Annotated in this window: 24 protein-coding genes, 1 tRNA gene and 1 pseudogene; 14 read left to right on the forward strand and 12 right to left on the reverse strand. The window is 50.5% G+C overall.

All coding sequences use genetic code 11. The features are described 5' to 3' along the window. Positions 1 to 85 precede the first annotated feature (85 nt). The 7 genes from HV334_RS19380 to HV334_RS19410 all read right to left on the reverse strand — a co-directional run bounded on the left by HV334_RS19380 (position 86) and on the right by HV334_RS19410 (position 3657). Positions 86 to 376 carry a DUF4406 domain-containing protein gene (locus HV334_RS19380; protein WP_047063808.1) on the reverse strand — a complete coding sequence of 97 codons (291 nt, stop codon included), beginning with the start codon at positions 374 to 376 and terminating at the stop codon, positions 86 to 88. Then, entirely contained in the window at positions 376 to 1773 is a 1398-nt protein-coding gene (locus HV334_RS19385; RefSeq protein WP_047063806.1) for a DnaB-like helicase C-terminal domain-containing protein, read from the reverse strand. Before HV334_RS19385 ends, HV334_RS19380 begins: the two co-directional genes overlap by 1 nt. After that, on the reverse strand, positions 1770 to 2594 hold the full coding sequence (locus tag HV334_RS19390) for a replication protein (protein ID WP_181220800.1): 825 nt from the start codon (positions 2592 to 2594) through the stop codon (positions 1770 to 1772). Before HV334_RS19390 ends, HV334_RS19385 begins: the two co-directional genes overlap by 4 nt. Next, entirely contained in the window at positions 2581 to 2745 is a 165-nt protein-coding gene (locus HV334_RS19395; RefSeq protein WP_021241755.1) for a hypothetical protein, read from the reverse strand. Before HV334_RS19395 ends, HV334_RS19390 begins: the two co-directional genes overlap by 14 nt. A 78-nt stretch (positions 2746 to 2823) precedes the next feature. After that, positions 2824 to 3078: a hypothetical protein gene (locus HV334_RS19400; RefSeq protein ID WP_181221944.1), complete on the reverse strand. Its 255-nt coding sequence runs from the start codon at positions 3076 to 3078 to the stop codon at positions 2824 to 2826. Between the two features lie 3 nt (positions 3079 to 3081). Then, the gene (locus HV334_RS19405; RefSeq protein ID WP_171845757.1) at positions 3082 to 3402 is read right to left on the reverse strand and encodes a CII family transcriptional regulator; all 321 of its coding nucleotides are present in this window, start codon (positions 3400 to 3402) and stop codon (positions 3082 to 3084) included. Between the two features lie 21 nt (positions 3403 to 3423). Then, complete coding sequence (locus HV334_RS19410; RefSeq protein ID WP_171845758.1) at positions 3424 to 3657, reverse strand: transcriptional regulator; 234 nt, start codon at positions 3655 to 3657, stop codon at positions 3424 to 3426. Between the two features lie 41 nt (positions 3658 to 3698). On the opposite strand from HV334_RS19410, the gene HV334_RS19415 reads away from it, so the two are divergent. From HV334_RS19415 to HV334_RS19480, 14 genes and pseudogenes are all read left to right on the forward strand, one after another. Beyond that, positions 3699 to 4451 carry a LexA family transcriptional regulator gene (locus HV334_RS19415; RefSeq protein ID WP_181220801.1) on the forward strand — a complete coding sequence of 251 codons (753 nt, stop codon included), beginning with the start codon at positions 3699 to 3701 and terminating at the stop codon, positions 4449 to 4451. A 236-nt stretch (positions 4452 to 4687) separates the two neighbouring features. Continuing rightward, the gene (locus HV334_RS19420) at positions 4688 to 4888 is read left to right on the forward strand and encodes a hypothetical protein (RefSeq protein ID WP_181221946.1); all 201 of its coding nucleotides are present in this window, start codon (positions 4688 to 4690) and stop codon (positions 4886 to 4888) included. After that, a complete protein-coding gene (locus HV334_RS19425) occupies positions 4888 to 5085 on the forward strand; it encodes a DUF1482 family protein (RefSeq protein WP_000501155.1) in 198 nt (65 codons plus the stop codon). The genes HV334_RS19420 and HV334_RS19425 overlap by 1 nt, the downstream gene beginning before the upstream one ends. Before the next feature lie 10 nt (positions 5086 to 5095). Further along, a complete protein-coding gene (locus HV334_RS19430) occupies positions 5096 to 5368 on the forward strand; it encodes a hypothetical protein (RefSeq protein WP_021241758.1) in 273 nt (90 codons plus the stop codon). A gap of 82 nt (positions 5369 to 5450) precedes the next feature. Then, positions 5451 to 6146: a hypothetical protein gene (locus tag HV334_RS19435; RefSeq protein ID WP_181220802.1), complete on the forward strand. Its 696-nt coding sequence runs from the start codon at positions 5451 to 5453 to the stop codon at positions 6144 to 6146. 53 nt (positions 6147 to 6199) lie between these two features. Then, complete coding sequence (locus HV334_RS19440) at positions 6200 to 6364, forward strand: hypothetical protein (RefSeq protein ID WP_021242892.1); 165 nt, start codon at positions 6200 to 6202, stop codon at positions 6362 to 6364. Further along, positions 6348 to 7019 (forward strand): exodeoxyribonuclease X, encoded by a 672-nt coding sequence (gene exoX / locus HV334_RS19445; RefSeq protein ID WP_021242891.1) that lies wholly within the window; start codon positions 6348 to 6350, stop codon positions 7017 to 7019. The genes HV334_RS19440 and exoX overlap by 17 nt, the downstream gene beginning before the upstream one ends. Continuing rightward, positions 7019 to 7687, forward strand: a complete 669-nt coding sequence (locus tag HV334_RS19450; protein ID WP_000537165.1) for an AAA family ATPase — start codon at positions 7019 to 7021, stop codon at positions 7685 to 7687. Before exoX ends, HV334_RS19450 begins: the two co-directional genes overlap by 1 nt. Before the next feature lie 16 nt (positions 7688 to 7703). Continuing rightward, positions 7704 to 8435 carry a hypothetical protein gene (locus tag HV334_RS19455; RefSeq protein ID WP_127663788.1) on the forward strand — a complete coding sequence of 244 codons (732 nt, stop codon included), beginning with the start codon at positions 7704 to 7706 and terminating at the stop codon, positions 8433 to 8435. Positions 8436 to 8512: 77 nt separating this feature from the next. Next, positions 8513 to 9577, forward strand: coding sequence for a DGQHR domain-containing protein (locus HV334_RS19460; RefSeq protein WP_181220803.1), 1065 nt, complete (start codon positions 8513 to 8515; stop codon positions 9575 to 9577). Further along, entirely contained in the window at positions 9574 to 10458 is an 885-nt protein-coding gene (locus tag HV334_RS19465; protein ID WP_181220804.1) for a Dam family site-specific DNA-(adenine-N6)-methyltransferase, read from the forward strand. Before HV334_RS19460 ends, HV334_RS19465 begins: the two co-directional genes overlap by 4 nt. Positions 10459 to 10460: 2 nt before the next feature. Further along, entirely contained in the window at positions 10461 to 10700 is a 240-nt protein-coding gene (locus HV334_RS19470; RefSeq protein WP_181221923.1) for a DUF4060 family protein, read from the forward strand. Between the two features lie 41 nt (positions 10701 to 10741). Then, positions 10742 to 11089 (forward strand): helix-turn-helix domain-containing protein, encoded by a 348-nt coding sequence (locus HV334_RS19475; RefSeq protein WP_072011928.1) that lies wholly within the window; start codon positions 10742 to 10744, stop codon positions 11087 to 11089. Next, positions 10972 to 12063: pseudogene (locus HV334_RS19480) on the forward strand (site-specific integrase); the annotation flags it as partial. The gene HV334_RS19475 and the pseudogene HV334_RS19480, both read left to right, overlap by 118 nt. Before the next feature lie 80 nt (positions 12064 to 12143). Here HV334_RS19480 and HV334_RS19485 read toward each other — a convergent pair. The 5 genes from HV334_RS19485 to HV334_RS19505 form a co-directional block, all read right to left on the reverse strand. Beyond that, positions 12144 to 12219 (reverse strand) — tRNA-Thr (locus HV334_RS19485). 165 nt (positions 12220 to 12384) lie between these two features. Then, positions 12385 to 12729: an isoprenylcysteine carboxylmethyltransferase family protein gene (locus HV334_RS19490; RefSeq protein ID WP_249415033.1), complete on the reverse strand. Its 345-nt coding sequence runs from the start codon at positions 12727 to 12729 to the stop codon at positions 12385 to 12387. 313 nt (positions 12730 to 13042) lie between these two features. Further along, a complete protein-coding gene (locus HV334_RS19495; RefSeq protein ID WP_049281691.1) occupies positions 13043 to 14491 on the reverse strand; it encodes an EAL domain-containing protein in 1449 nt (482 codons plus the stop codon). 342 nt (positions 14492 to 14833) lie between these two features. Then, entirely contained in the window at positions 14834 to 15307 is a 474-nt protein-coding gene (locus HV334_RS19500) for a hypothetical protein (protein ID WP_047498186.1), read from the reverse strand. Further along, entirely contained in the window at positions 15282 to 16013 is a 732-nt protein-coding gene (locus HV334_RS19505; protein ID WP_141874846.1) for a winged helix-turn-helix domain-containing protein, read from the reverse strand. Before HV334_RS19505 ends, HV334_RS19500 begins: the two co-directional genes overlap by 26 nt. Positions 16014 to 16119 lie beyond the last annotated feature (106 nt).

Here is a 16119-nt window from a genome sequence, read left to right on the forward strand (position 1 = left end):
TCGCGCACCAGCGCGGCAGACTCAGCGCAATGCAGATCTTTCGCCAGCGCATGCCCGGCAGCTACGAGTTCTTTGGTTTTGTTGGTCATGCCGCGTTCTCCTGATGAATGATTTCCAGATCCAGCTTTTGAGCCAGAGCGTGTTCCGCTTTTGCGCCTGCGGAGTTCTGCCAGCCGGACAGCAGGAAAATACCGTCAGCGCAGCGGAGCATTGCGAGACAAATATCCATGTACTCTGGCTGGCTCAGGCCATCGGGAAGCGTCGCGGGGTTTAACACCACATGGCCTTCCGAAGCCAGGCGCATAGCCTCAAAATGGAACGCAGGGCGGTTATATTTCGGGATGCCGGTCATTGGCCCAGCAATGTAAATTTTCATCAAAATTCCCTCTTTTTGTTGGGCCTGGCATCATTCGCGCGGCGTTTCTGCTCAGCAGCAGCCTGGTCACAGTCGTAGATCGCACCGTTACGCTGGTCACAATAAACAACGCCAGTCGGGCCGTGGCGGTTCAGGCGCAACAGCAATTCGGTAGCCGCCTGATCTGCGTTTTCGTCGTATGCGCCTTCGCGGTAAATGCCGATCCAGTAATCGCAATCCTGCTCAATCTGCCCGGTATCGCGGGAGTCACTCGGCATAGGACGTTTGTTGGTACGCTTCTCCAGATCGCGGTTCAGCTGGGTAAGCAGCACCACGATGCAGTTCAGTTCCTTCGCCAGGTTCTTCAGCCCCTTCGTGATAATCCCGTAGGCCAGATCGTTACGGTCAGCCTTGTCTGCGGTCATCAGGGTCAGGTAGTCCACCAGCACCATGCCGACAGCGCCGCGTTCGCGTTTAATGCGGCGTGACTCTGCGACGATGTGCGCCAGCGTGATCCCGGGCGTGTCGTCGACGTAAAGGTTTCCGGTCTGGGCCAGACGTCCACCAGCGGCAAAAGCCATTGCCACCTGCGCGTCGTCGTACCGATCGCCATAAAACACGTCGGTATTCACGCGACTGACCTGCCCGATCATGCGCTCCACAATCTGCTTATCCGGCATTTCGAGGCTAAACATCAGCGCGGGGAGCTGCTCAACTTCGGCACAGTTGACGGCCAGCTGGCTATACAGCGTGGTTTTACCCATCTTCGGACGTGCGCCGATCACCATCAGAGCGCCTTTAACCAGTCCTTTCGGTTGCAGCAGGTCATCCAGCGAGCCAATCCCCGTCGACAGTCCACGCGTTGCGTCTGAGTCGCTCCAGCGCGCTTCCACCTCGTCCACCCAGTCGCCCATCACTTCCGAAAACTCGCGGAGCCCCCGGCGGTTACCGGTTTTCGCGTAGTCAGCGATATCAGTGAACAGGGTCTGAATAGCGTCAAACTTCTGGCTGGTGGTCATCCCGTTGCGGGAATACAGCAGCTCGGTGGCGCTGTTCAGCTTGTCAATGCCGTAACGCTCCATGGCTTTCTCGCGCACCAGCATGGCGTAGTGAACGATGTTCGCCGCGCTGGGAGTGTTTTTGGATATCTCGGCCATGTAAGCGAAGCCACCAGCCTGCTCGCCAAGCCCTTTAGATTCCAGCGACTCAATCAGGGTGATCAGGTCGATAGGCTTCTGGTTGGCTGCCAGCTCCCGCATCTCGGCGAAAATCACCTGGTGGGGGCGGATGTAGAACGATTCTGGTTTGAGCATCGACATGGCGGTCTGGCAGCGATCGCTACCGCTATCCAGCATCATGCCGCCCAGCACACTTTGTTCGGCTTCGATGTTCTGCGGGATCATGTTCATGTCGGTCATAGCGCTTTCTCCCTGGTTTTCAGCAGGGTGTCAGAGCGCAACAGATAATCGAAACTGGCGCGCCAGCCTCTGTCGTTCTCACCGAAGTAAAACTTTGGTGCTCGCTCAGCGAAAGCGGCGAAGTAATTCTCCACCGCCTCGACGGTTGGCTCTTTCAGTTCGGTCAGCAGGCGTTTGATAGCACGGCGACGTTTGTCGTTTAGTGCCTCTGCCTGGGGAAGGCGGTCTCCCAGGGTGGTGTTGTATGCAGACAGCACCGCCTGGTAGTCGATCTGAGTTTTCTTTGTGACAGGTTTTTCTTCCTGCCCGACACACTCCCCCTCTGGGGGTTGGGGGGTATTTATATTGTCTTTGGTAAGACTGTTTAGGGTGTCGGGTGATTTCGCCCAATTCAAAACCTCTTTTCGCCCAACGTTTTGGGTAGTTCCGCCCAACCTTTTGGGTGATTTTTTTGGTGTCTTATTGAGAACCCATTTATCAATGCTTACGTTAACGCTTACCAGCTTGAACCCACCCACTTTACGCAGATTAATAATCCTGCGTTCTGCTAGAACATTCAGGGCAGCCGCTACATCCGAATCATCCAGGCCGGTCACATCAGCCAGATATGTATTTGTTACCTTGTCCTCTGACTTATTCCAGCCAAAGGTGCAGTAGATAACGGCATCCAGAACCTGATGTTCACGGCCTGCAAGTTTCAGTTTTGGCTTAAGCTTTCCGATGCTGGTAGCAATACGCATGTACCCGTCATCAAGACTCGCCACTTTACTCTCCAATACCTCACGCTGAGGCTGGTAGTCTGCTAACTTAACGACGCCCATTTTTCACTCCTGATGTAGCCAGAGCCAGACGGATCACGCCAACCAGACGTTCAGCGAACGCCCTGTTTTTTGACGCGGCGACCACCAGCCCATCAGGGGAATCCTGAAGGCGTCGTTCCTCATTTTCCTGGTACTTTTTGCGCTTTGGCATTAGAATTGACCTCGCAATTTACTCACGTTTGTTGCACCTGAGAGCCGCTTGTGTTGACGCACAGCGGCTTTCGCCTTTTCAGAACAGGCACGGCTGGGCGTTCCGTTTAACTTTTCGCTTCTCAAAGCGGTCAGCGGGTAACTGCTGCTTCTCCGCCCACAGCTTTGCGTGCCGTAAAACATCATCAAAAATCTTCCCTTTCCTGCTTGCCTGACTCATGCGCTTGTACATGTCAACAGCCTGGAACGCCCCCCCCTGAGCCACCGCCAGAGAGAAACCGAGCTTCAGCAGTTCTTCACGCACATGCTTTTCGATGAATTCGATATGGTTCATGGCTTAATCCCACCCCAGCGGACCCGGCCTTGCCCGTTCGGCTTTCAGCCCGATATCAGCGAGCGTTTCGACTGAGGCCAGGTATTCACGCGAAACCAGCACCGCTTCCGGTGGCGCGGCCTGAATACCCAGGAAGGCCAGCTCTTTCGCCATGGTGCTGAAATGCCCTTCGGCTTTACGCCTGCTGGCCGTCGACTCGCTGATGCCCATATGCTCGGCGTAAGACTTCTGACCCACTGATGCAAGCCGGTTGAGCAGGACGCTTTCGATCTCAACCTGATTGATAACTGGCGGGTCTAACTTTCGTGCGATTGCGTTCTCCATTGGTGATACTCCTGTACGTGTTTAGTTCGCCAAATTTCTTGTTTCGACGAATACCAGACTCTCCTTTGATACAGGAGGCTGGCTGTGGAAATTCTGAGTGGCGTCTTCGATAGCCTTCGCTTTCTCTGGTGATGCTCTTCGGTTTCCATAGGCAATCTGATCAAGATAACCAGTAGTGGTTTTCGCAAGTGCAGCCAGAGCAGACCATTCAGCACCAGTAGCGCCTTTACGCCAGCGAAGAAGTTCGTTTGACATGTGTTTCTCCAAGATCAGTTAACAAAAAGGAGTTTAGCGTTATGCTAAATCTTGCGCAAGATGTATTTAGCAATTTGCATATTTATCATTCTGCTAAAATGACCGATCATGGTGGGATGGAAAATAAAGAGATCAGAAAAGCCAATTTAGAAGCGCTTCTTGAAGAGAGACAGCGGGATTCCGGTATGTCAAAGGCCCAGTTTGCTGAGTCTATAGATACCAGTCCGGCCACTCTTAGCCAGCTAATGGGTGACAATCCAAATAGAAATATTGGCGACAAGATGGCGAGAAAAATTGAAAGCGCCTTAAATCTGCCGTTTGGCTGGATGGATGTCCTGCACAATCAAGTTAATGAATCTAACGTAACTTACCGAGGCGTGAATGATGTTCGAGGGAGTTTCCCTGTGATCAGTTGGGTGAGCGCAGGTCAGTGGATGGAGGCGGTAGAACCGTATCATAGAAGGGCTATAGATCGCTGGTATGATACAACGGTTGAATGTTCTGAAGATTCCTTCTGGCTTGATGTTCGCGGTGACTCCATGACAGCTCCAGTTGGATTAAGCCTTCCGGAAGGGGCTGCAATTCTTATCGACCCAGAAGTCGAGCCAATCAATGGAAAGTTGGTTGTTGCTAAACTGGAAGGTGACAATGAAGTCACCTTTAAAAAGCTAGTCATCGATGCCGGTAGGCGCTTCCTTAAGCCCCTCAATCCTCAGTACCCAATGATCGAGATTAATGGCAACTGTAAGATTATTGGTGTTGTTGTCGATGCAAAAATATTGAACATACCGTAAATCATAAGATTCAACAAACCCGCCTTTGAGCGGGTTTTTTTATGTCCAAATCATAGCAACCTGCAAAATATAATTCCTTTTAAAACAATATGCTAAATTACATTAAAAAATAATTTAGCATTTAGCTATTGCTGATAATTTAGCATTGCGCTAAATTCATCTCATCCAAACAACGCATTCAAACGCGAATGCCCGGGTAAAAGTTCTGGCAGCCGGGAAGACGGCAAGGGGATGAGATGAAAACTAACCACGCAGTACCAAACAACGGTCGTGCAGTCGTCATGCGCAACAGTCGCACCGGCGCAGCATGGCGGGTTTCCTACGACTACCGCGACGGCACCTACTGGCACGAACCGCAGGGCAATCTGCGCAACATTCGCCGCCCTTATGCCTCATGCACCATCGAACCAAATCTTGTACCTGCGGGGACTCACTGATGGGAGCCCTGTACGCATTAGTGCTGACCATCACCATGACGAACGGTGATTACCAGGACGCTGTTGTCGGTATTTTCGACAATCAGCAGCAATGTGAAGCGGCAGCGAGTGAGCAAATGGGCGTCACTAACTGCTATCCAGTCGAAGGCATCATTCACGCTGACGAAACGCCAGCGGGTTATGACGCGAAATTTTGAGGGATAAGGGATGTGCAACTGCATTAATGAGGTCGGTGCTCAGATCGAAGCGCGACTGAAAGAGAAGGTTCCGGAAGGTGCTGAAGTAAGCGAAAGCACTTTTGATACCGGTTGGGATAATCAGGTTCTTTCTCTTTCCGAAGGCAAACTGTTTGTGATGCTGAAATACAAACTGGCGTACCGGGCCAAAAAGAAAAACGGCGAAATGGCTAAAAACCTGAACCGCCTGGAAACCAACGTAAAAATGAGTTTCTGCCCGTTCTGCGGCGAATCGCAGGGCTGACACCACCAGCATAACCGAATTTAACCGAATGGTCGGCTATTAAAGCGACAGGATTGTTACACCCAAAATTTAAGGATCAGCAATGTTCGACTTAATTAAGTACCTCGTTAAAAACGATATTCAGCACACTGTTTCCGATAACGGGAATATTACCGTCACCCACAATCTAGATCTGGAAGATGTTAGCGGCGTCGACGCCTTGCCGGACAATCTGACCGTGGGCGGCTGGCTCGACCTGGAAGGCACCAGCATCACCGCGCTGCCGGACAATCTGACCGTGGGCGGCTGGCTCGACCTGGAAGGCACCAGCATCACCGCGCTGCCGGACAATCTGACCGTGGGCGGCTCGCTCTACCTGCGCGGCACCAGCATCACCGCGCTGCCGGACAATCTGACCGTGGGCGGCTCGCTCTACCTGCGCGGCACCAGCATCACCGCGCTGCCGGACAATCTGACCGTGGGCGGCTCGCTCGACCTGGAAGGCACCAGCATCACCGCGCTGCCGGACAATCTGACCGTGGGCGGCTCGCTCTACCTGCGCCCGGAGAAGATCACGAACGTTTCTTACCGTGAAAACTGCGGTTACTCCAGCCGTACCATCTTCGCTATGTGGACCGGCAAAGAGTTTCGGATCGCCGCTGGTTGCTTCTTCGGTTCCATCGAGCAGTTCGAACAGGCAGTAGACGACAAGTATGACGGCAATGCAGCCGAAGCATACAAAAAGGCCGGGCGTGATTGTGTGGCAGAACTGACAGAAAAGCTCAATCCGAAAGACTGAATTGATTCCGGCAGCCTCCACGGTGCCGGGCTTCCAGAACAGGAGAAAAAGCGATGCGCTCCGAAAACCAACAGCAAGCCATGAACCTTATCGCGCTGCTGTGCCTGATGTACCACTTATCGCCAGCTGACCTTGAGGCCATCGCCCACCAGCTCGCGCACTTCGATGCAGTTTGTGATTACAGAACACAGGGGATTAATAATGCTGCGTGTCATTGATACCGAAACGACAGGGCTGGAAGGCGGCCCGGAAACCGTGGTGGAAATCGCCAGCGTCGATATTGTCGATGGTGTGATCTGCAACCCAATGAGCGACCTCGTTAAGCCAGGCGTGGCGATCGGTTTTGAGGCCATGGCTATTCACCATATCACCGAAGACATGGTGGAAGGCGCGCCGCTGCTCAGTGAAGTAATTGGCCGCTATCTGGGGGCTGATGCCTACGTCGCTCACAACGCGAAGTTCGACAAATCCAAGCTGCCGCAGATTGATGCGCCGTGGATCTGCACCGCCAAGCTGGCGCGTTCGCTCCTGCCGGAGCACAAGAGCCACAGTAACCAGTACCTGCGTTACAGCCTCGGGCTGAAACCGGAAGTACCGGAAGGGCTTTACGCCCACCGCGCGCTGTATGACTGCTACGTCACCGCCGAATTGTTGCTCTATATGGGCCGCCTGGCGAAATGGACGATGGGCGAAATGCGGGCCATCTCCAATAACCCTTCCCTGCTGCATGCGCTCCGCTTCGGTAAGCATAAAGGCGTCCCGTTCGCAGAGCTGGCAAAAACAGAACCGGGTTACCTGCGCTGGCTCGTTGCCAACAGCGACGACGAAGACGTGCTGTTTACGGCTGAACACTGGCTGAGCGGGGGTAAATGATGGGTACTCCAGTGCTGATCCTCGGTGATTCTGGCGCGGGCAAGTCCTACAGCCTGCGCAACTTCAATCCGGACGATGTGATGCTGCTCCAGTGCATCCCCAAAATGCTGCCGTTCAAGTCTGCGGGCTGGAAACTTCACGGCAAGCTGCTGCCAGACGGAAGCAAACAGCGCGGTAACGTTCTGCGCTCGGATAACTGGGAAACGGTGCTGGACACCATCTATCGCATGGTGCAGTCGAAAACGCGCCGCGTCCTGATCATCGACGATTTCCAGGTGGTCATGCAGCACGAAAACATGAACCGCGCGTACCAGACCGGCTATGCCAAGTTCACCGAAATGGCAGATCACATCTGGCGAATCATCATGGCGGCCACCGAACTGCCGGACGACTTCCGCGTTTATTTCCTGGCTCACACCGAAGAGACCGAGGGAAAGATCCGCATGAAGACTACCGGAAAGATGCTCAACGAAAAGCTGACGCCAGAGGGCTATTTCTCCATCGTGCTGCGCGCCATCAAGAAGGACGGCAAACACGTCTTTCTCATCAAAGGCGATGACAACGACACCGCCAAAGCACCGCCTGACCTGTTCCCTGATCAGACGGAAATGGACAACGACCTCCACGCCGTAGACGTGGCTATCACCGAATTTATGACCGAATTGTAACTCTGAGGAATTAACGATGAACCAACCAATGACTTTTATGTGGAACAACGAAACTGCTGAGATGGCGAAGAAAGCTGGCGCAACAGGCGGGATCAGCGAAACCGGCGCTTACGAGGGCGAAATCGTTTCTGCGGTGTACACCTTCGGGAAAGATGGCAGCCAGTCCCAGGCGCTCGAACTGAGCCTGGATTCCAACGGGCTCAAGGCGAATTTCCTGCGCATTAACTTCCTCGGCAAAGACGGCCAGCAGACTTTCGGCATGGGGCTGGTATCAGCGCTGATGTGGGTCGCCCAGGTCAAACAGGCGCAACCGCAGCAGGTACAGGGCCAAAACGGCATCGAATGGCACTGCCCGGCACTGGTTGGCAAAAAGGTGGGCCTGTTCCTCCAGAAGGTGCTGTACACCAAAAACGACGGCGGCGACGGCTACAAGTTCGAAGTGCGCCACGTTTTCCAGCCAGGGACACGTAAAACCTACGCCGAGCACGCTGAAAATGCCCCGGCAGAAGCGATCGCCGCGCTTGAACTGTCGATGAAGGATAAGGACGAACGTATCCACGGCGGCGCGCAGTTCTCTGGCCCGCGCAATGCCCAACATGGCGGTAACCCTTATGCAAATCAGACTGGCGGCGCACCACAGTCTCGCTTGCAGCAGAACAGCGGTCAGCCACCGGTCGACTTTGACGACGATATCCCATTTGCGCCGATTGGTCTCCCGTTCCCTTCTCACTCTATCTATGCGCTATGACGCACGCGCAGGACGAAATCAGGGTTGGCGCGGTGCGCCATCCCATGTTGAAGAATTAAATGTTAGAGGACGGAAGCATGAGCAAAATTGGTGACTATTTCTTTGAATTCCCGGCATCAAGAGGTTTACAGGGAAATACGGTTGTGTTGATGATGACAGTCCCAGCGCGCGCGCTAACTCGCGTTCTGGCATCAGATAACCACGGCAATACGCTTGAGCGTTCTCAGCGAGAACTCAATCCAGCACGTGCGAAGAAGTTTTATGAGTACCTGCGAACAGCTTACGAGAAAAAAGAGCCGTTCATCATCCCGCCGCTGGTTGGAAACTGCGACTCACTCATTGAGTTCGAAGAGTTTGGCAATACGAATGTGGGTGTCGCGCGATTCCCAATGGATGCGGAGATTAAACTGTTTGACGGTCAGCATCGCGCCGCAGGCATTGCGGAGTTCTGCCGCACTTACGGAGAGCCTATTCACATCCCAATGATGCTGACACACCAACTGCCGCTCAAAACGCGCCAGCAGTTCTTTTCCGACATCAACAACAACGTATCGAAGCCATCAGCGGCCATCAATATGGCCTATAACGGTAGGGATAAAATTGCTCAAGATATGGTTTCGTTTTTGTCATCCCATGCCGTGTTCTCAGAAATAACAGACTTTGAACACAACGTGGTTCCGGCGAAAAGCGATCTCTGGATTAGCTTCAAACCCCTGAGTGATGCAACTGCAAAATTCTCTGGCAATGGGGATGAGCTTGCTACTAGTGACATCTATGACATTTGGGAGGCATGGCTCAAGCTAACAGCCATCGAGGGAATTAGGCATGGTTGTACGCCTGCTGAATATAAGCGGGATTACATCCAGTTCCACGCGGTGATGATCAATGCGTTTGGCTACGCAATGCAGGAACTACTACGGCATCGCCCTGCACACATCATTGTGCAGATGATTGAGGAGTTAGTAAATAATTCCACTATGAGTGAGTTGGAGAATTTCTTCCTCATTTCATCCTGGTCCGGTGTCTGCGCCAGCACTGAAAAAGATAGAGCGACGGTTATTGCCAGCGTTGCTTCACAAAAAGCTGCTTCGGTGAGACTAATCCAAGCTATTACGGCAAAGAGCTTTGAGGTCGCAGCATGAGATACGGCTCTGTTTGCAGTGGAGCTGCGGCGATGCCCATAGAAGAACCGGCGCTGCGCAGCTGGCAGCGCCCGTTCCTTAAATGGGCTGGCGGCAAATATTCGCTGCTGCCGGAACTGGATCGCCTGATCCCCGCAGGTAAACGCCTTATTGAGCCTTTTGTGGGTGGCGGCTCGGTGTTCCTTAACTCAGACAAGCACGAACGCTTCCTTCTGGCTGACGTCAACGCTGACCTGATTAACCTGTATCAGATGCTGGCGGTTGTTCCCGACTCGGTGATCTATGAGGCAATGAAGGCATTCAGGCATCTGAATGATGCCGAAAACTATACGGAAATTCGTCAAGCATTCAACGCGCAGCGGCTGGATGCGGTCGAGCGCGCAGCAGCATTCCTTTATCTCAACCGGCACTGCTTCAACGGCCTGATCCGTTATAACCTGCACGGTTTTTTTAACGTCGGCTTTGGGAAATATAAAGCACCATATTTCCCGGAAGAAGAGATCAAGGCATTTAAGCGGAAGGCTCACTCATGCGTATTCATGAATGCAGGCTTCAGGCGCACGCTCGCGCTGGCAGGTGATGGTGACGTCATTTACTGCGATCCGCCTTATGAGCCGCTGCCCGGCACCGCTGGTTTCACTAACTACGCGGCTGGTGGGTTCTCATGGGATAGCCAGGTAGAGCTTGCGGAAAGCTGTGTGGCAGCCCACCAGCGGGGGGCAAAAGTGGTGATCAGCAATTCTACCGCTCCGCGCGTAATTGAACTTTACGAACAGCACGGCTTCACGCTGTACCGCGTCAGTGCTCGCCGGGCTATATCCAGCAAAGGCAACACCCGCGAAACAGCGAGTGATGTCGTAGCCACTTTGGGAGTGCAGTGATGATGAAGCTGATTAATCGCAGTAAGCAATCACCTATTGGTCGCCGCGCTTGCGATGTTGCGCTGGCGACGCACCACGCAAAATATGGCGATTACGGCAGGCAGAAGCACCAGACAAATTACACCGTTGAGGTGGATGGCATGAAGGTCACCGTCGAAGTCGTCAACCGGGCCACCAGCTATGTCGCCACAGCAATGATCGGCGTTCGTAAACTTCGAAACCTGCCAGCACAGGCACACTGAATAACAATGACGGCCCCGACTGGGGCCACTGGAGAACATCGATGGACGAAGAAGTATTTACCAGAGATGAGGCCGCCGCCTTCCTTAAAGTGGATAAAGGCACGATTGCCCAGTGGATAAAGTCCGGTCGCCTGGCTGCTACCCGAAAAAATCCACATAAGAAAAAAAGCCCATACCTGATCTGCAAAACAGACTGTATTGCGGCAGTGAAGAACCCGATCCACAATCAACCCGTGAATGCGGTTGATGTGCAGGAGGATAAAGCATGTCAATCAAACAACGTGCCGGTACGTGGCACTGCGACTTCGTTACGCCTGGTGGAAGTCGAATTAGACGGTCTCTTGGGACAACGGACAAAAGGCAAGCGCAGGAGCTCTATGATCAGCTGAAAGCTGAAGCATGGCGAGTTGATAAGATGGGGGAGTTTAAGCCGCGAACGTTTGATGAAGCGTGCGTTCGCTGGCTTAACGAAAAGCAGCACAAGAAAAGCCTGGACGATGACAAAAGCCGGATCGGATTCTGGAGGATGCACTTCAAAGGAATGGACCTGTCAGCAATCACGGAAGACAGGATCTTGTCGGCGGTGAGTTCGATGGTTAATCGCAAACATCGAATGAACTGGGAGGCTAAACGGGACAGCCTGCTGCGAAGAGGTAAGCCGGTTCCTGAATTCAAGGATAAACCAGCGTCGCTGGCGACGAAGGCGACGCACCTTGCTTTCATCCGGGCGCTGTTACGATGCGCGGCCAACGAATGGCGATGGATAGCCAAAGCGCCGAACATCAAATGCCCGGTGCCGAAAAATAAGCGTATTCGCTGGCTAACCAAAGAGGAAGCGGCGAACCTGATCCGGGAGCTTCCCGAGCATATGAAGCCAGTTGTTATTTTTGCACTGGCGACGGGGCTGCGCAGGTCGAACATCACAGATCTGGAGTGGTCGCAAATTGATATGCAGAGGAAGGTCGCGTGGATTCACCCCGAGGACGCGAAAGCAGGAAGGGCGATTGGGGTCGCCCTGAACGAATCGGCCTGTAAGGTGCTGCGGGAGCAGCTGGGGAAACATAACCGGTGGGTCTTTGTTCACACTGAATCATCCGTTCGCCCGGATGGAACGAGAACAAAGGCGGTGCGCAAAATGCGGTCTGATGCTAACACGGCATGGCGCGCAGCGTTAAGGCGGGCGGGAATAGAAAATTTCCGCTTCCATGACCTGCGGCACACCTGGGCAAGCTGGCTTGTGCAGTCCGGCGTGCCACTCAGTGCGCTACAGGAAATGGGCGGGTGGGAAAGTATCGAGATGGTGCAGCGTTATGCACATCTGGCACCGAATCACCTGACGCAGCATGCCATGCAAATCGACTCATTCCTGGCGGGGAATGGCACAAATATGGCACAAGGCGCTTTTGCTGAACTGGTGAATATCGCGTGAACCCGCGTGGTTAGTGGTGCCGATAATAGGAGTCGAACCTACGACCTTCGCATTACGAATGCGCTGCTCTACCAACTGAGCTATATCGGCCCTGAAAAGGACATGTCCACGAATGTGAGCACGGGGTAGAAGGTTAAAACTAACCGGGCGATGCGTCAATGGCCTTGCGAATCAAACGCCTATTTTTGCATCATCCGGTTTCAATTACGCACGAATCGTGTCGTTACAGGCATGCTTATACGTGGTCGGGTATTACTATAACCAGCGGCGAACGTGTTGTTCATAGCGCTCCCACTCCAGCCCGAAATGTTTTCGCAGTTGTTCCTCTTCAAAGTCGATATGCAATCTGGCAACCGCCAGCATAAACACCGGTACAGCCAGTACTCCAGTCAGGCTACCGATGCAAAGAGCAAAGGCCAACTGGATTCCACTCATACCAAGGTAGATCGGGTTGCGGCTCCAGGCATAACATCCGCCGGTAACAAGCGTGGTCGATTTATGTGCATGCAGCGGATTCAGGGTCGTACGTTTCATCCGCATCTGCCACGCGGTATGCAATATCACCAACAGACTGACGCCGGCCAGCAATGTGCTTATCACGATATTCACCCCGCCGAATGTGAAACGCGGACTCGCCGTCAGCACATCCGCAACGAGAAAAAGTACTAAGATAAGAGGCGGCGGAAACCAGACTCTTAATTTTGTCAGGAAATGACGCATGACCAGGAACTCACCTCGGCATCGGTTTAATTAACGCTGATACCGCTATAAATACCCCGTATTAGATACATAAACAAACGATGCCTCACTCACAACAGACTGTCGCCTTCACCAGACAGGCGGGAGTTGTCGTACTCACCTCGACAAAAATACCTGCATCAGAGGCATCCGCCCCTGATGTTCCCGAAAGGCTTTACGTTGAGAAAGTAGAATCCGACGCTGATTCAAAAAAATCTAAAGACTGCTTGTAGTAACGCATAAAATCATCAAACGTCACTGGCGGTAAAAATTGATAACCCTGCAGGTAATCAACATTATTTTTCCCCAACCATTGCTGCTGATAGCCATGTTCAACGCCTTCCGCCACCATGCGTAACCCCAGGAGTTCGGAAAGGTGAATGATTGACTCGAGCATAGGGATATGTTGCTCAACTTCTTTAATCGCTTTGATAAACGTTTTATCAATTTTTATAACATCCAGGTCTAACTCATTGAGATAACAAAGGTTAGCGTATCCCGTCCCAAAATCATCTAAAGCAAACAGAACCCCTCTGTTTCGCAACGATCGTATCAGTTCTTTGATTGCAGGAGTAATAGTGAGAGTCTGGTTTTCAGTTATTTCAATCATCAATTTTATCGGTAGCCTTTGCGTTATTTCCATAAAATTAAGACACTCCCAATAAAAGACGGGGTTACTTAAACCTGATGGACTCACATTAAAAGAGACGAATAAAGTTTTATTGAAATCCTCGCTTCCGTCGACCAGATTACGCGCGACGGCGTTCATTAAATAGCTCGTTAACTCATTCATTAAGCCACATTTTTCAGCCAGCGGTATAAACTCACGCTGAGAAATAGCATAATTATCCCCCTGTGGCCAACGAGCCAAAACCTCAACACCACAGACATCTTCGTTTATATTTACGATGGGTTGAAAATAAGGAATGATTTCTTCATTCCTTATTGCCATACTCAGTCGACCAGAATCTGAGACATCATATGCTTCGCCGTATATTACATTCTTACCAGAATGACTGTTCGTCGAGGAACCTTCATGCAATAGATTATTCCTGGTTAAAAAAATGATAGTTTCATTAAAATGAGAAAATCCCAGACGAGCGGTAATGCGTTCCCGATATCGATACACTGACTTAATTGTTATCGAGTTAGCATGACAAAAATCGTGCAATTTTTCCTTTGTGAAAGATGCATACAGCATTTTCTCTTCAAACTCAGTCAAATGAAAAGTAAATATCGCTGAACCTTTAGTGACTTCCACAACCTCATTGGGTGCCATTAGATTGGCTCTCAACTGAGAAATCAGCTGATCCGATAGTTCCCGTCCATTAATGAATGCATACTCCTCGTACCCCCGATTAATAGAACGATTTTCATTCATCCGAAGAACAATACAGTTTATATTGATAAACTGCGTGCTATTTCTCTGAAACCACTTCCTGACCTGGAATAATGGTAACCGGTTATCGATCACCAGTAAACAGGATGGATACCGTGGAATAATTGACTGTGAACCAGAAATAAATGCCCGCGCATCGACCAACACCAGATTTGGCAACCACGCTTTTATCCCTGAGAAAAGAAAAATATCATAACTGAGCAGAAAAACCTTTTTCGTATTCATAGTTACCACCAACTTAAATTTATGGCATGGCAGGTCCCTCGTTTTATACACGAGAGAATATACAACACCTTTAGCCTCCAGAAATTACAATGCAGTCCGCGAAATAACTTTATCCATAAGTCATCTCACGCAGTTTCAGAATTTATAATCACGCTTATCCATATGAATATTACCATTAAATGTTAAGGCCATTTTAATTATTGAAAAAGGAAAAATCCTAATTCTTCATCAATACAAATCCTATTGCTCATTTTCACTGTAAGACAAAATAAAAAACCACGAACACTAAAAACGACAAAATATAAAACTACTAAAACCGTAAGGATAACATATTATTGTTACTTATGCTGCCCGACAAACCATTAACGTACGTCGCAGATCTCTGATCGCATAGACATTTTTGGCGATATGGATGATCTTATAATAAAAAATTTCCTGTCGTGACATGAGTTGTTCGGTAACGTCATCAGGAACATTATCATTTTTATTTTTAACAATAGCTACACGACGGGTCTGCAGGTAACCATCACGATCTTTACCAATAAAATTCAGGATAACATTACGATCTACAGCATAATTTTTACCCTGAATATTGAGGCTTCCTACCTGAGATACCCGCCCTTCGGTAGCAGAAGAAATACGAAAAACCAGCAGAACTTCACCTTCAATTTTTACACCCTGAGTTTGCGCCTCCAGATGCAGGTAAGTTTTTGCCGAGCAGGTCAGCGTCTCAGGTTCTTGATGGCGATATAAAAAATATGCTGTTATCGCTGCAAGAAAGATTGCCCCACTAATAAACAAAATTTTCACATTCACGGACAACCCCTCCTTTCTCTAACGTACAAATCCCAAGCAAATTCACTCTAAGATCATTGCCGGCTGATAAATTATTATCATCATAAAAAACAATTGTTTTCTTGCCATCATGACAAGCCGCATTTACTTTTCGCCACATATCAGAAGATAAAAATGCTTTCGTTTTATCAGCATTATTGTCATCGGCAGTATAAAGTTCACAATCATCTATTGCCCTGATATAGATAAAATTTTTGGAGCTTGAATTAAGTGCTGAAAATATAAAAATAGCGCTTCCAAGAAATGCAAATAATAAAATGAACAGAATAATATTTTTACGTTTTGGTCTTACGGATGAGTTCACCGTCTCAGTTACCGAACGCACAGTTTCATCTTCACAGGAAGATGACGATTCACCGCTGATCGAAGCATGGAACAAAAATCCCTGCCGGGGCAGCGTTTCAATGGGATTACCCGCCCCCAGCTCACTAAATGCTTTTCGCAAAATACTGATGCTTTTATTAAGACTATGACCCGATGGGGCCATGCCATGCTTTTTCCACACTTCTTCAATGATAAACTCGCGGTGGACTTGTTGATTTTTATGGGCAATGAATAGCTCAAGTAGTCTCGCGGTAGATGCCGAAAGAATTATTGTCGTATCGCGATGTTTCAGGCTTTTTCTGGTGGAATCATACTCAACCTGTTCATTAATTATACTGTTCATACTACCTGACTCTTAATTACCGTGACGTTGAGTGCAAATGACTAAAATTTCATCTGTGCCGAGCTGATTACTGCATTGTATAAAGACAGTTACAGTATAGGTTCGA

This window comes from Citrobacter sp. RHBSTW-00944, from assembly GCF_013615435.1.
Taxonomy (GTDB): Bacteria; Pseudomonadota; Gammaproteobacteria; order Enterobacterales; family Enterobacteriaceae; genus Citrobacter; species Citrobacter braakii.

What these genes read in the sequence shown, in the direction of transcription:
- HV334_RS19380 (WP_047063808.1), bottom strand. Translation starts at nt 376, where the DNA reads ATGAAAATTTACATTGCTGGGCCAATGACCGGCATCCCGAAATATAAC.
- HV334_RS19385 (WP_047063806.1), bottom strand. Translation starts at nt 1,773, where the DNA reads ATGACCGACATGAACATGATCCCGCAGAACATCGAAGCCGAACAAAGT.
- HV334_RS19390 (WP_181220800.1), bottom strand. Translation starts at nt 2,594, where the DNA reads ATGGGCGTCGTTAAGTTAGCAGACTACCAGCCTCAGCGTGAGGTATTG.
- HV334_RS19395 (WP_021241755.1), bottom strand. Translation starts at nt 2,745, where the DNA reads ATGCCAAAGCGCAAAAAGTACCAGGAAAATGAGGAACGACGCCTTCAG.
- HV334_RS19400 (WP_181221944.1), bottom strand. Translation starts at nt 3,078, where the DNA reads ATGAACCATATCGAATTCATCGAAAAGCATGTGCGTGAAGAACTGCTG.
- HV334_RS19405 (WP_171845757.1), bottom strand. Translation starts at nt 3,402, where the DNA reads ATGGAGAACGCAATCGCACGAAAGTTAGACCCGCCAGTTATCAATCAG.
- HV334_RS19410 (WP_171845758.1), bottom strand. Translation starts at nt 3,657, where the DNA reads ATGTCAAACGAACTTCTTCGCTGGCGTAAAGGCGCTACTGGTGCTGAA.
- HV334_RS19415 (WP_181220801.1), top strand. Translation starts at nt 3,699, where the DNA reads ATGCTAAATCTTGCGCAAGATGTATTTAGCAATTTGCATATTTATCAT.
- HV334_RS19420 (WP_181221946.1), top strand. Translation starts at nt 4,688, where the DNA reads ATGAAAACTAACCACGCAGTACCAAACAACGGTCGTGCAGTCGTCATG.
- HV334_RS19425 (WP_000501155.1), top strand. Translation starts at nt 4,888, where the DNA reads ATGGGAGCCCTGTACGCATTAGTGCTGACCATCACCATGACGAACGGT.
- HV334_RS19430 (WP_021241758.1), top strand. Translation starts at nt 5,096, where the DNA reads ATGTGCAACTGCATTAATGAGGTCGGTGCTCAGATCGAAGCGCGACTG.
- HV334_RS19435 (WP_181220802.1), top strand. Translation starts at nt 5,451, where the DNA reads ATGTTCGACTTAATTAAGTACCTCGTTAAAAACGATATTCAGCACACT.
- HV334_RS19440 (WP_021242892.1), top strand. Translation starts at nt 6,200, where the DNA reads ATGCGCTCCGAAAACCAACAGCAAGCCATGAACCTTATCGCGCTGCTG.
- exoX (WP_021242891.1), top strand. Translation starts at nt 6,348, where the DNA reads ATGCTGCGTGTCATTGATACCGAAACGACAGGGCTGGAAGGCGGCCCG.
- HV334_RS19450 (WP_000537165.1), top strand. Translation starts at nt 7,019, where the DNA reads ATGGGTACTCCAGTGCTGATCCTCGGTGATTCTGGCGCGGGCAAGTCC.
- HV334_RS19455 (WP_127663788.1), top strand. Translation starts at nt 7,704, where the DNA reads ATGAACCAACCAATGACTTTTATGTGGAACAACGAAACTGCTGAGATG.
- HV334_RS19460 (WP_181220803.1), top strand. Translation starts at nt 8,513, where the DNA reads ATGAGCAAAATTGGTGACTATTTCTTTGAATTCCCGGCATCAAGAGGT.
- HV334_RS19465 (WP_181220804.1), top strand. Translation starts at nt 9,574, where the DNA reads ATGAGATACGGCTCTGTTTGCAGTGGAGCTGCGGCGATGCCCATAGAA.
- HV334_RS19470 (WP_181221923.1), top strand. Translation starts at nt 10,461, where the DNA reads ATGAAGCTGATTAATCGCAGTAAGCAATCACCTATTGGTCGCCGCGCT.
- HV334_RS19475 (WP_072011928.1), top strand. Translation starts at nt 10,742, where the DNA reads ATGGACGAAGAAGTATTTACCAGAGATGAGGCCGCCGCCTTCCTTAAA.
- HV334_RS19495 (WP_049281691.1), bottom strand. Translation starts at nt 14,491, where the DNA reads ATGAATACGAAAAAGGTTTTTCTGCTCAGTTATGATATTTTTCTTTTC.
- HV334_RS19505 (WP_141874846.1), bottom strand. Translation starts at nt 16,013, where the DNA reads ATGAACAGTATAATTAATGAACAGGTTGAGTATGATTCCACCAGAAAA.